The following is a 13,082-nucleotide window of genomic DNA, read 5'->3' as shown; positions in this document are numbered from 1 at the left end:
CGCTCTTTACTCAAAATAGAGCGCTTTAGCGCGCTCAAGTTAGGTTAAGGTAGTACGCAACGTCGCGACGATCGAGGTCAGTCAGCCTGGACTTCAGATCGCGCCTCGTCACGTGGGCGAGCCGCTCGGCTCGCACAGGTTCTGTATTAAGGAGGATGGAATGGCTGAATTCCTGAACAAGCCGGTTGGCCGTCGCGCCTTCGTCGGCGGTGCTCTGGCTACGGGCGTCCTCGCTGCTCTCGCTGGCTGCGGCCAGAAGGGTGGCACCGACACCGCTGCCGGTAGCGCTTCTGCTGGTGGCTCCGCTTCCGGCGGCACGCTTCGTTACTACATCAACAACCCGGTGTGCATCGAACCGTTCAACCTGCAGGAGGATCAGGGCACGCAGGTCGGCTTCCAGCTGTTCGACTCGCTGACCCAGTACAACTTCGAGGAGGGCAAGCTCGAGTGCCTCGCTTGCGAGAGCTACGACGTCAACGACGACGCCACCGAGTTCACCTTCCACCTGAAGGCCGCTAAGTTCCACGACGGCACCGACGTCAAGGCTGCCAACTGGAAGTACGGCTGGGAGCGCATCGTCAACCCCAACACCAACACCGAGAGCCCCTCGGTCATCGGTTACCACCTGGCCATGATCGAGGGCTACGACGCCCTCGCCGCCGGTGAGGCCGAGGAGATGACGGGCATCACCTGCCCCGACGACTCCACCCTCGTCGTCAAGCTCTCCTACAGCTACGCTGACTTCCCCTATGTCGCTTCCCACCCCGCTCTGGCGCCTATCCCCGATTGCGCCAAGGAGATGTCCCAGACCGAGTTCGGCCTGGCTCCCGTGGGCAACGGTCCGTTCAAGATGGACGGCGAGTGGGTCGACGGCCAGTACATCAACATCGTGCGCTTCGATGACTACTATGGCGACAAGGCCATCCTCGACGGCGTCAACTTCATGATCCAGAAGGACGTGGAGACCGCCTACAAGGAGTTCCAGGCCGGCAACCTCGACGTCTCCGACGTCCCCGTGGCCTCCCTCGCCACCGCTGCCGAGGAGTACGGCACCTCTGAGGATGGCTACACCATCACCCCGGGCCACCAGTTCCTCAACGGCACCGAGCCCTCCACCTACTACCTGACCTGCAACGTTGTTGACGGTCCGTTCACCGACATCAACCTGCGTCACGCCGTCTCCATGGCGATCAACCGTCAGGCCATCTGCGACACCCTGTTCCACGGTTCGCGCACCCCGGCCGACAACATCGTCCCGCCCGGAATCGACGGTTACGAGGAGGGCGCGTGGGAGTTCTCCAAGTACGATGTCGACGCCGCCAAGGCCATCCTCGACGAGTACTATCCCGCTGACGCCGACGGCAACCGCGGTCTCGAGCTGACCATCACCTCCAACCAGGATGGTGGCCACAAGGAGGTTATGGACTCCATCATCTCCGACCTCGCCGCCGTGGGCATCACCTGCGTCGCCGACACCCCCGACTGGGCTACCGTCCTCGATCGCTACCAGAAGCTCGACTACCAGTTCGGCCGTCTGGGCTGGGTTGCCGACTACCCGATCATGGACAACTTCCTGTACCCGCTGTTCTACACCGGCAATGGCGACAACCGCGCCGGCTACAGCAACACCGCGGTCGACGAGGCCCTCATGGCTGCCCGCTCCACCGTCGATGACGCCGAGCGCAAGGCTGCCCTGCAGGAGGTCAACAAGACCATCGGTCAGGACATGCCGGTCATCCCGCTGATGTTCTACACCCACACCGCTGTCGGTGGTGCCAACGTCGCCACCCTGTACCTCGACCCGCAGAAGAAGGCTGACCTCTCCAAGGCTCAGCTCGTCGAGGCCTAAGATATTCGGTGAAGACCGCAGATTAGTGCTACACTAGCGGCTATGTCTGTGTGGGGCGCCTGTCCTTCCGGGGCAGGCGCCCCTTTTTTGTGTCCAACCAATAGGGGAGAGAATCATGGGGAAATACATATTGAAGCGCGTGCTTCAATTCATCCCTGTCTTCATCGGCGTAACGATCATTCTGTTCGCCATGAAGGCAATCGTTCCCGGCGATCCTATTTCGATGATCACCGGCGGGCGCTCCGTGCCCGAGCAGACGCGCCTTCAGCTCGAGGTCGAGAACAACATGATCTACGGCAACGAGAAGGGGCAGCCCATCTACGATGAGAACGGCGAGACCATTCCCGTTCCCATCTGGGAGCAGTACGCCCGCTACATGGACGACCTGTTCCATGGCGACCTCGGCACCTCGTATTCCAAGAAGCGCCCGGTGACCGACATCTTCGCCGAGAAGTACCCCTATACCATCCAGCTCGCGGCATGCGCCATCTGCCTCGAGGCGATCATGGGTATCGGCGCGGGCCTCATCTCCGCAGTCAAGCGCTACTCGTTCTGGGACATCATGGTGACGCTCGTCACCTCGGTCCTCGTTGCGGTCCCGGCGTTCTGGCTCGGCATGATCTTGCAGCTGATATTCGGCATCTGGATCAAGGACCTGACCGGCGGGGCGTTCTCGATGCCCATCTCCGGTGCCGGCGGTCCCAACTCTCCCTACCAGGACTGGATGCACTACATCCTCCCGGCGTTCACGCTCGCAGCCGTGTCCACCGCCTACACCGCGCGCATCATGCGCTCGCAGCTGCTTGACGTCCTGAACCAGGACTACATCCGCACGGCCAAGGCCAAGGGCCTGTCCCGTCGCTCCATCATCATCCACCATGCGCTCAAGAACGCGCTCATCCCGGTTGTCACCTACATCGGCATCGACTTCGGTGCCATGATGGCCGGCGCCATCCTCACCGAGACCGTCTTCAACTGGCCCGGTGTCGGCTCCGAGATCTACCGCGCCATCTCGTCGCGCGACTGGCCGCTCGTCATGGGCGGCGTCACGATTATCATCGTCGTCGTCATGGTGATCAACCTGCTTGTCGATATCAGCTACGCCTTCCTTGATCCTCGCATCAGGCTTGGCAGCAAGAGCGAGAAATAAGGAGGCGCAACATGAAGTACCCGTTTTCCACTCAGGGTGCCGGTGCGGCTGCTGCCGTCGCCGAGGCGCCCAAGACCGACGCCGCCGTGTCCGGCGCCGCGTCGCGTACCCTGTGGGGTGACGCCTGGAAGCGTCTGCGCCAGAACAAGCTGGCCATCATCGCCGCCATCTGGATCGTGTTCGTGGCGCTCGTCGCCATCACGGCCGACCTGTGGGCCCAGCAGTGGCTCGGCTCCCCGACGGCTGCCGACACGACCGCCATGGCCACCTCGTCGCTGCTGCCCCCGTCGCTCGAGCACCCGTTCGGCACGGACGTCACGGGCCGCGACATCCTCGTGCGCGTCATCTACGGCGCCCGCATCTCGCTGACCATCGGCCTGCTCGCCACCGCGATCTCGACCGTCATCGGCCTGATCATGGGCGCGCTTGCGGCCTACTACGGCGGCATCTTCGACACCATCATCATGCGTGCTGCCGACATCTTCCTCGCGTTCCCGTACGTCCTGTTCGTCCTGTGCCTCATCGCGGCGCTGGGCCAGAGCATCACGAACGTGTTCGTGGCAATCGGTATCCTCGGCTGGCCGTCGATCGCCCGCGTGTTCCGCTCCGCCATCCTCTCCGTCAAGGAGAGCGACTACGTGGACGCCGCCCGCGCCATGGGCGCCTCCGACGCGCGCATCATCGCCCGCCACATCTTCCCGAACTCCGTTGCCTCCATCGTCGTCTACGCCACGATGAACATCGGCTCCGCCATCCTGACCGAGGCCTCCATCTCGTTCCTCGGCATGGGCGTCCAGCCGCCCAACCCCTCCTGGGGCATCATGATCCAGGACGGCCAGGCGTACCTCATGACCGCCCCGTGGCTCATGATCATGCCCGGTCTGGCGATTCTTTCGACGGTGCTTGCGTTCACGCTGCTGGGTGACGGCCTGCGCGACGCGCTCGATGTCAAGATGAAGGATGCATAATGGCGAAGAAGACTACGAACCACACCGACCTCAAGGAAAAGCCCATTCCTGAGGGCCGCCATCTGCTCGAGGTCGATAATCTCAAGATGTTCTTCCATACCGAGGACGGCATCGTCCACGCGGTGAACGGCGTGTCCTACACGCTCGACCGCGGCGAGACCCTCGGCGTGGTGGGCGAGTCCGGTTCCGGCAAGTCCGTGACCGCGATGACCATCATGGGCCTCATCGACATGCCCCCGGGCAAGATCGAGGGCGGCCACGTCTACTACCGTGGCGAGTCGCTGCTCGATATGACCGAGGAGCAGATGCAGCACATCCGCGGCAACGACATCGCGATGATCTTCCAGGATCCCATGACCTCCCTGAACCCGGTCTACAAGATCGGTCGTCAGGTGGGCGAGGGCCTGCGCCTGCATCGCGGCTACTCTAAGAAGGAGGCGCTTGACCGCGCCGTCGAGCTGCTTCGCTTGGTTGGCATCCCCAATCCCGAGAAGCGCGTGAACGAGTATCCGCATCAGTTCTCCGGTGGCATGCGTCAGCGCGCTATGATCGCCATGGCGCTCGCCTGCGACCCGGACATCCTCATCGCCGACGAGCCCACCACGGCTCTCGACGTGACTATCCAGGCTCAGATCATCGAGCTCATGCAGGAGATGCAGGAGAAGAACGGCAACGCCATCATCATGATCACCCACGACCTGGGCGTCGTCGCCGATATGGCCGACAAGATCATGGTCATGTACGCCGGCCGCCCGGTCGAGTTCGGCACCGCCGACGAGATCTTCTACGACAGCCGTCATCCGTATACCTGGGGCCTCATCCGCTCCATCCCAGAGCAGGCGATCGACGAGAAGAAGCCGCTCACGCCGATTCACGGCAACCCGCCGTCGCTCGTGAACCTGCCCGCCGGCTGCCCCTTCGCCCCGCGCTGCCCGTATGCCGTGGACATCTGCCACGAGAAGGAGCCGGTGCACATGACCACCGAGACCGGGCACTATTCGGCTTGCCACTTTGCCGACGACCCCGAGTTCCTCAAGTTCGCGCCCGATACGTCGCGCTCTCGCGGCAACATCGCCACGGGCACGCCCGACACGATCGAAACCAAGCCCACGGGAGGTGAGGCGTAAATGGCCTCCAACACCACCGGTGCGCCCCTGCTCAAGGTTGAGCACCTGACCAAGGAGTTCCCGGCCGAGGCGGGCATGCTCGCGGGCCGTTTCTCCAAGCGCGTCGTCTCCGCCGTGAACGACGTCTCGTTCGAGATCCACGCCGGCGAGACCTTCGGTCTCGTGGGCGAGTCTGGCTGCGGCAAGTCCACGACCGGTCGCACCATCATGCGCCTGACGAACCCCACCGCGGGCAAGGTCTTCTTCGAGGGCAAGGACGTCTCGAAGATGAGCAAGCATGAGCTCAAGGACCTGCGCCGCGAGATGCAGTTCATCTTCCAGGACCCTTATGCGAGTCTGAACCCGCGTATGACCATCGGCGAGATCATCTCCGAGCCGATGACCATCCACAACGTGGGCACGAAGGAAGAGCGCATGAAGACCGTGCGCGAGCTGCTCGATGTCGTTGGCCTGAACCCGGAGCACATCAACCGCTACCCGCACGAGTTCTCCGGCGGTCAGCGCCAGCGTATCGGCATCGCCCGCGCCTTCGCGTTGAAACCGAAGCTGATCATCTGCGACGAGCCCGTCTCGGCCCTCGACGTGTCCATTCAGGCTCAGGTTCTGAACCTGCTGAAGGACCTTCAGGACAAGTACGGCACCGCCTACCTGTTCATCGCGCACGACCTTTCCGTCGTGCAGCACATCTCCGACCGCGTGGCCGTCATGTACCTCGGCAAGATGGTCGAGCTCTCCGACTGGAAGACGCTCTACACCGAGCCGCACCACCCCTACACCCAGTCGCTGCTCTCGGCTGTGCCGGTGCCCGATCCGGACGTGCAGAAGACGCGTGCCCGCATCATCCTCGCCGGCGATCCGCCTTCGCCGATCGACCCGCCGAGCGGCTGCCGCTTCCATACGCGCTGCCCGATCGCCAAGGAGATCTGCGGCTCTCAGCAGCCCGACTTCAAGGAAGTCGCTCCCGGTCACTTCTGCGCCTGCCACTTCGCGGAGAAGTTCCCCATCAGGGAGACTTCCATCGAGCTCTAGGCCTCTGCGTTAAACTCTTGCGCAGCATATGCGTTTCAGGGACCGTCCTTTTCGGGACGGTCCCTTCTTTTTTCCTATATGGAAAAGCAGTGCCTCGATGTTCTGGTGTCTGGATGCGTGCGCATGCGGGACAATGATGGGCGGATATCAGGGGTGCGCATTCTTCCCGTTTGCGGGGCCTGCACGGCCCCTGGAATCGTCTGAGGCTTATGAGAGGGTTCGCTATGGCTCTGGATGCTCGTCTGCTCGATAGAAGGTCGTTCGTGTGCGCCTCGGCGGCGTCGCTCGGGTCGCTCGTCTTGGCGGGCTGCTCGATGGATGCGGCCGCTCCGGAGGGCTCTGAGGCCTTGGGTCAAGATCCGCTCGATGCCACGACGGTCGATGTAGGAATCGAGCGCCCCGTATGCCTCGATCCGTATGGCGCGTCCGACCCCGCCGCCGCGCAGATTGTGTTCCAGGTGTTCGATGCGCTTACGCGTTTTGATTTCGAGACCGGTGCGCTCACCTGCCTTGCCGCCGAAAGCTATCTGGTGTCTGAAGACCAGCGGACCTTCACCTTCACCCTCAAGGAGGCGACGTTCCACGACGGCCAGCCGGTGCGCGCCATCGATTTCAAGCGGGCATGGGACCGCTTGGTGAGCCCCGACAGCGGGGCGGCGAGCGTATGGAGTGTTCCGTCCCGCGAGCATCTGCTGGCGCTCGTGGAGGGTTACGAGGCGGTGCGAGATGGCTCTGCAGCCAGCCTTTCAGGCGTGAGCTGCCCCGACGAGCACACGCTCGTGGTCCAGCTTTCCGCTCCGTATGCGGACTTCCCGTGCGTCGTTGCCGACCCGCGTCTTTCCCCTGTGCCCGCTCAGGCCGAGGACGATTCCGAGACGTTCGGCCTGTATCCCGTGGGCAACGGCCCGTTCATGGTCGACGGCGCGCTCTCGCCGGATAAGGACACCTTGGACCTCATCCGCTTCGAGGACTACGCCCCCACGCCGGCGACGGTCGGTCGCGTGCGCATGAGGTTTCAGGAGAGCGTGACCGACTCGTTCCGTGCGTTTGAGTCGGGCGACCTGACGGTGTCCGCCTGCCCGATCGAGAACGTCGACACGAATGCGGCAAGTTGGAAGTCGAGCGACGACGAGCGCCTGCAGCTGGGCATCAATCGCCATACGGTGCTGGGCACCGAGCCCATCGTTTCGTATCTGGTGTGCAACACGGAGGTCGGCCCGCTCGATAACCCTGATGTCCGCCGCGCGATCTCGATGGCGATCGATCGCGACGGGCTGTCGAAGCGCGTCTTTCGCGACGTGCGGATGCCCGCGTACGGCATCGTGCCGCCCGATGTGCCGGGATATCGCGAAGAGGGGTGGTCGGCCGCGGCTCATAATCTGACGAACGCCAACCAGCTGCTCGACGCTGCGTATCCCAAGCAGGCGGGAGGGGAGCGCGATATCTCCCTCACGCTGCTGTACAGCTCGGACAGCGGGCACCAGAAGGCGATGGAGGAGATCGCCTCCGACCTTGAGGGCGTGGGCATCTCCTGCGAGCTCGAGGAGGTGGTCTTCGAGGACCTGTACGACCGTTTGCAGGCGGGCACCTTCGAGCTGGCGCGCATCGATTGGGAGCCCGATGTCCCCGTTATGGACAACGTGCTGTTCCCGCTGTTCCACTCCTCGTCGATCGGGGGGCATAACTACGCGCGGTATGCCAACGAGCGCGTGGACGAGCTGATCGACGAGGCGCGCTCCATTGCGAGCAACGCCGAGCGGCTGGAGCGCCTGCGCACCGCGGAGGGCATCATCGCGGCGGACATGCCGGTGATCCCGTATATCTTCGGGGCCCATGCCGTCGTCGGCACGCGGAGGATCGCAAAGCTGCTGATCGATCCGTTGGGCTACGCGCACTTCTATGAGGCGGAGCTTGCGTAGGCATGGCGGAGGTTTGCGAGCTGCGCCCTCCCTGAGCAGGGAAAATGCGATACTCCTGCACCTGTCCAAAAGTTTTTGAAAAAAGTGCTTGCATCGAGAGGTCGGCCTGGGTTAATATCTTTCTCGCTGAAAGGCAAGTCGGAGTGGCGGAATTGGCAGACGCGCTAGCTTGAGGTGCTAGTGTCCATTTCTCGGACTTGCGGGTTCAAGTCCCGCCTCCGACACCATCGGAACCAAGGGCCTCCCAATCGGGAGGCTTTTTTCATACCTATTGGGGCTGCGGCGAATATCTTCGATACGGCACGCCCCTCGATGGCTCCTTGTTGTATCCGTGGGTTTGGTCCACGCGAGGGAGCCCCAGTGGTCAAAACCCGCGGGCACAATTCCCGAGCGATGACGGCGCCGTCGGTTTTTGCGCGCGGTTGCCGCTTCGCCGAGCGCGTACAAGTTGGATATACTTCAGACGATGCCAGACACGAGGTCCGGGCGACGGCTACGGAGGTGCTGCGATGGAATCCATGGCAAGCGAGCGATTTGCCGAGCTGGCACGTCTCGTCGAGCTTACGAGCGACGCGGTCGCCCTGTGCGATATCGACGGCACGGTGCTGCACGTCAATCATCAGCTGATCGCGCTCGCCGCCGCGTCGCGCGAGGATATCGTGGGCGCCGACATCAAGGACCTCGTCTACAGCGAGCGCTTCGAGCGCTCCGGGGACCATCTGCCTCCCTTCGGGCTCGACGGTACGGATAGCGTCTGTCAGCTCAAGCTGCCCGACGGCTCGTTCATCCCGGTTCGCGTGCGCGCTCAGCGGGTGTCGCCCCGTACGCTGTCTATGGACGACGAGCGGGGAACCGCGGACCGCATGCTCGTGGTCATCAACAGCCTCGAGGAGCAACACGCTCGCGACCGCCAGACGCGGCGGCTCTTCTCGGAGCTCCAGGCGGTGAACCGCCGCCTGTCGGGCACGCTCTCGGTCATCATGACCGCTGCGGGGTCGAAGGACCTGCCCTCGCTGCTCGACGCTGTGCTGAACAAGATCGTGGAGGCGCTCGACGCCGACGGCTCGTCGATCTACTTCTCTGAAAGCGGCGGCTTCAAGCTCCGCGGCATCAGCTACGGGCTTGCGCGCGATTACGTGCCCGAGTTCATCCCGTACGGCTCGGGCATCCCGACCTACGTTTTGCGCGAGCAGCGCTCGTGCAGCCTGACGATTGTGCCGGCGGCCTATGGGAAGGGCATCGAATCGAGCGTCTTCTTTGATATCGATACGCACGTGAGCACGCGCCTGCGCGTGGAGAACGTGCCGCCCTACCGTACGCTCATCGCCGTTCCGGTGTTCTTCGGCACGCAGGTGCTGGGCATCCTCGAGCTTGGCTGGAAGCGTCCACGCCGACCCCGGCCGCTCGACGCCCGCGTGCTCGAGGTGATCTGCGACTACCTGTCGATCGAGCTGGTGAGCCTGGTAAGCAGCCTGCGCGCGCAGCGCACCGAGGAGCTCACTCGGTCGCTCAACCGCATGCGCGAGTTCATGTACGGCCAGACCGACGACCATGGGGCGGTTTGGCGGGCCGTGTCCAACGAGGCGCACCGCATGCTGCAATGTCGCACCTGCGCCGTGCTGCACGACCCCGACCGCGGCTGCTACGTCATCGACTTCGAGGGCGGCAGCCGGGTGTGCCTGCCCGGATCTATCGAGGACATGTTCTTCTCGACAACCGCTCCCGCGGCCCGTGTGGATCCGATGGCTGCCATGCAGTTCGCGCACGGGCAGAGCGCGTGGTCGTGCTCTCCGGACGACTTGACGACCGTGCGTCTCGTGCGCGTGGACCAGACGACATGGGCGGGGGAGTGGCTCGCCTCGCGCGGTATGCCCAGCCAGGGCGTGTTCTTCGACATGCGCAAGAGCATGCCGGGCGCCGAGGACGGCGAGGGCGAGGCGGCCGATGCGACGGACACCGCGGACCAGATTCCGCGCATGGTGCTGCTGCTGCGCGATAGCACGCAGGAGCCCATCGATGATATCGAGTACGACTATCTCGTGCGTCTTGCACACGACTTCGAGATCATGATGCGCGGCATGCGCAAGGCGAGCTCCGAGCGGCGCATCGCCCAGACGCTGCAGATCGGCCTGCGCAACGACCTGGGAAGCGTCCCGGGCATCACGACCGACTCGCTCTACTCCTCGGCGACGCGCCAGGCGCTCGTGGGAGGAGACTTCTACACGCTCATTCGCCTGCCCGACGATCGTGCGGTCATGATCTTGGGCGACGTGTCGGGCAAGGGCGTCGAGGCCGCCTCGATGTCGGCCCTCGTCAAGACGGCGCTCACGGCCTACGCTTGGGAAGGCGCGGCGCCGGCCGCCATGGTGCGCTCCCTCAACAGCATGCTCATGAGCTTCTCGCGTGTCGAGACGTTCGCCACCATGTTCGTGGCGAAGATCGACCTGCGCACGGGCACGGCGGAATACTGCTCGGCGGGCCATCCCCCGACGGCGCTCATTCACCCTGCGCGAGCAGGTCGGGGAGATGCCGAAGAGGGGGCTCCTGCAGAGATCGAGCTGCTCACGGTGCAGTCGGGCGTGGTGGGCGCGTTCGAGACGATGGCGTACGAAGGGGGAAGCTTCGCGTTCAGCGAGGGCGACATCCTGTTCATGTACACCGACGGCGCCGTGGAGGCGCGCAATGCCGGTCGCGAGTTCTTCGGCGAGCGCCGCCTGTTCGACGTGCTGCTCCAGGCTTCGTCAAAGGGCGTCGAGGGGCTGTGCGATTCAGTGCTCTCGGCACTCGACACCTTCAGCGGATCGGCGCTCGACGACGATATCGCCTTGGTCGCCCTGCGCTTCGACAGGGCGGGCGAGGCGCGATGAGGCTGCCGGTCGCCGGTGAGGCGGCGCATGCGCCGGCGGGCAACGGGGCGTGTGAATAGAGCGGCGCGGACAGGGAACCATGAGCGTATGAACGAGTGGAACGACATAGCGGTGATCTCCCCGGCCCACGACATCGATATCTCGACGGTGGGCGAGCTGCGCGACCAGATTGACAACCTGGTCGCGTCGGGTGTGTATCGCGTGATGGTGAACTGTCAGCACGTGACGTTCATCGATTCCTCGGGACTTGCGTGCCTGATATCGCGTGCCCGCCATCTGAGCCAGAACGGCGGCCTGCTCTCGCTGGTCAACACGTCTGCCGATGTGACGCGCACACTGCAGATCGCGCGCCTGCTCGAGGTGCTCCACGTGACCGCCGCCACCCGTCCTCCCGTGCCGGTGCTCAAGCCCGGGGCGATGCCCCTGTGGAGCAAGAGCTTTTCGGTGCGCCAGGGCATCGAGCACCTGGGGTACTACCGCCACCGCATCGCGGACATGGTGTCGACGCTGCCTATGAGCGACAGCGACCGCTTCGACATGGCGCTCGCTGCCGGCGAGGCGCTGTCGAATGCTTACGACCATGCGAACGGGGCGGTGGGCTGCATGATGATGGTCATCGCGTACCCCGACCGCGTGGTGGTGGAGGTGCGCGACAACGGCTGCGGCTACGAGATCGCGCCGGATGAGGAGCCCGACGAGTCCGAGGAGCGCGGGCGCGGCATCAGGCTCATGCGCATGCTGGTGGATAGCGTCGAGGTCCGTCGGCGCACGGATGCGCAAGGCACGCTCGTGCGGCTGATCAAGCTGCTTCAGGCTCCGGTTGCAGCGGCGTAGATCGATTGCGCGCGACAATTCCGCGGTATGTCCCATCCGCTCGGTAAGCGGTTGCGATAGGGGCGCGTGACGCTCGTTCGTGCCGTCAGATGCCCGATGGCGCCTCTTGCGGAAGTTCGGCCTTTGTTTGCCGCTACTATGGTGTCGCGGCGGAATAATCCATCGCATAATCGGAACGGAGTCGACATGAAGAAGTTCATTCCGGTTATCTGCACGGGTTTGGTTGCTTTGGCGCTTGCCGGATGCGGCGGTGCTGCGAATTCCGAGTACGCCGAGTATTGGGACAACGACGAGCTCATCGCTGAGCAGACTTCAAACTACACCCACGAGGCGTTTACCGGCGATCAGGGCGGCGGCGAAACGACGAGCCAGAGCTTCCAGGGCTTCACGGGCAAGTACGTCGTGTGGAACTTTGATTCTGAGGCGGGTGGCAGCGTGACGCTCAACTGCGATGCCGAGATCGAGGACGGCGACTTCAAGCTCGTGTCCATCACGCCCGAAGGCGACGTGGAGACGCTGTTCGAGGGTTCGGGTTCCTGCGAGGAGACTATCGAGCTCGAGGCCGGTAATACGCGCATCGCGCGCATCGGCGTCGATGCGTCGGGTAAGTTCACGGGTGAGGTCATCGGTCTCGAAGGTGCAACCTCAAAGGAGATCGAGGTCGAAATCAAATAGCCTATCCCAAAAGTATTGCGCACGACGAAGGGGTCCCTCGGGACCCCTTTTATGACAGTTAGGACGTGCCCCCACTGTCGTACTTTTCGCCAGGCGCCGCCGGCGCGGTCCGGAGCCGGGCTGCATCCGGCGGGGAGGGGCACAAGACGATATGAGCTGAACATTGGGCCCTCCCCCTGTCGCGGCTCCGTGGGTCGGGCGACAATGGTCGTACCACCAACCGTGGCCGCGCGCCACATGCGACGGAGGAGGGCTCCATGTCCGATTATGTCACAGCCATCGGCCTCGACGTCCACGCCCGCAGCATCAAGGCCTTCGCCCTGAACCCCATGACTGGTGAGTGCGAGCGCGCCTCGTTCGGCTACGACCCGGCCGCGGTCGCCGAGTGGGCGCTCGGGTTCCAGTCGCCCAGGGCGGTCTACGAGTCCGGGGTCACCGGCTTCCACCTCTGCCGGGCGCTCAACGCGCTCGGCCTGGACTGCGTCGTGGGCGCCGTCTCCAAGATGCAGAGGCCCGCCGCCGACCGCGGCAGGAAGACCGACCGGCGCGACTGTGTTTGATAGCCTCCGTGTTGCGGGTTTGAGCGTGGCGAACTTTCGGGAATGAGCACGAAAAACTTTCGGCTTTGAGCGCGGGCACGCCGACCATCCCGTTCGGCCTAACG

General features: G+C 63.9%; 10 protein-coding genes and 1 tRNA gene. All 11 read left to right on the top strand.

From position 1 onward, the window contains the following. Positions 1-160 precede the first annotated feature (160 nt). Positions 161-1,849, top strand: coding sequence for a peptide ABC transporter substrate-binding protein (locus tag H6A16_RS08960; RefSeq protein ID WP_204618363.1), 1,689 nt, complete (start codon positions 161-163; stop codon positions 1,847-1,849). A 115-nt stretch (positions 1,850-1,964) separates the two neighbouring features. Beyond that, entirely contained in the window at positions 1,965-2,999 is a 1,035-nt protein-coding gene (locus H6A16_RS08955) for an ABC transporter permease (protein WP_204618361.1), read from the top strand. 11 nt (positions 3,000-3,010) lie between these two features. Beyond that, positions 3,011-3,967: an ABC transporter permease gene (locus tag H6A16_RS08950; RefSeq protein WP_204618359.1), complete on the top strand. Its 957-nt coding sequence runs from the start codon at positions 3,011-3,013 to the stop codon at positions 3,965-3,967. Continuing rightward, positions 3,967-5,094, top strand: a complete 1,128-nt coding sequence (locus tag H6A16_RS08945; RefSeq protein ID WP_204618357.1) for an ABC transporter ATP-binding protein — start codon at positions 3,967-3,969, stop codon at positions 5,092-5,094. Before H6A16_RS08950 ends, H6A16_RS08945 begins: the two co-directional genes overlap by 1 nt. Then, positions 5,095-6,123 (top strand): ABC transporter ATP-binding protein, encoded by a 1,029-nt coding sequence (locus tag H6A16_RS08940; RefSeq protein ID WP_204618355.1) that lies wholly within the window; start codon positions 5,095-5,097, stop codon positions 6,121-6,123. A 224-nt stretch (positions 6,124-6,347) separates the two neighbouring features. Then, complete coding sequence (locus H6A16_RS08935) at positions 6,348-8,042, top strand: peptide ABC transporter substrate-binding protein (RefSeq protein WP_204618353.1); 1,695 nt, start codon at positions 6,348-6,350, stop codon at positions 8,040-8,042. Between the two features lie 137 nt (positions 8,043-8,179). Beyond that, positions 8,180-8,269: transfer RNA gene (locus H6A16_RS08930), tRNA-Leu, on the top strand. 282 nt (positions 8,270-8,551) lie between these two features. Next, positions 8,552-10,909, top strand: a complete 2,358-nt coding sequence (locus H6A16_RS08925; protein WP_204618351.1) for a GAF domain-containing SpoIIE family protein phosphatase — start codon at positions 8,552-8,554, stop codon at positions 10,907-10,909. Between the two features lie 87 nt (positions 10,910-10,996). Beyond that, a complete protein-coding gene (locus H6A16_RS08920) occupies positions 10,997-11,743 on the top strand; it encodes an anti-sigma factor antagonist (RefSeq protein ID WP_204618349.1) in 747 nt (248 codons plus the stop codon). A 186-nt stretch (positions 11,744-11,929) separates the two neighbouring features. After that, positions 11,930-12,418 (top strand): hypothetical protein, encoded by a 489-nt coding sequence (locus H6A16_RS08915; protein WP_204618347.1) that lies wholly within the window; start codon positions 11,930-11,932, stop codon positions 12,416-12,418. Positions 12,419-12,675: 257 nt separating this feature from the next. Beyond that, complete coding sequence (locus H6A16_RS08910; protein ID WP_204618345.1) at positions 12,676-12,978, top strand: transposase; 303 nt, start codon at positions 12,676-12,678, stop codon at positions 12,976-12,978. The last annotated feature ends 104 nt before the right edge of the window (positions 12,979-13,082 follow it).

This window comes from Collinsella tanakaei (assembly GCF_016900375.1).
In the GTDB taxonomy this organism is placed as follows: Bacteria; Actinomycetota; Coriobacteriia; order Coriobacteriales; family Coriobacteriaceae; genus Collinsella.
Note: the sequence above shows the minus strand (reverse complement) of the source record. Positions and strands in the feature narration are given on the sequence as shown.

Bases quoted from the DNA above. Each gene is read 5' to 3' on its own strand.
- H6A16_RS08960 (WP_204618363.1), top strand. From the start codon at position 161: ATGGCTGAATTCCTGAACAAGCCGGTTGGCCGTCGCGCCTTCGTCGGC.
- H6A16_RS08955 (WP_204618361.1), top strand. From the start codon at position 1,965: ATGGGGAAATACATATTGAAGCGCGTGCTTCAATTCATCCCTGTCTTC.
- H6A16_RS08950 (WP_204618359.1), top strand. From the start codon at position 3,011: ATGAAGTACCCGTTTTCCACTCAGGGTGCCGGTGCGGCTGCTGCCGTC.
- H6A16_RS08945 (WP_204618357.1), top strand. From the start codon at position 3,967: ATGGCGAAGAAGACTACGAACCACACCGACCTCAAGGAAAAGCCCATT.
- H6A16_RS08940 (WP_204618355.1), top strand. From the start codon at position 5,095: ATGGCCTCCAACACCACCGGTGCGCCCCTGCTCAAGGTTGAGCACCTG.
- H6A16_RS08935 (WP_204618353.1), top strand. From the start codon at position 6,348: ATGGCTCTGGATGCTCGTCTGCTCGATAGAAGGTCGTTCGTGTGCGCC.
- H6A16_RS08925 (WP_204618351.1), top strand. From the start codon at position 8,552: ATGGAATCCATGGCAAGCGAGCGATTTGCCGAGCTGGCACGTCTCGTC.
- H6A16_RS08920 (WP_204618349.1), top strand. From the start codon at position 10,997: ATGAACGAGTGGAACGACATAGCGGTGATCTCCCCGGCCCACGACATC.
- H6A16_RS08915 (WP_204618347.1), top strand. From the start codon at position 11,930: ATGAAGAAGTTCATTCCGGTTATCTGCACGGGTTTGGTTGCTTTGGCG.
- H6A16_RS08910 (WP_204618345.1), top strand. From the start codon at position 12,676: ATGTCCGATTATGTCACAGCCATCGGCCTCGACGTCCACGCCCGCAGC.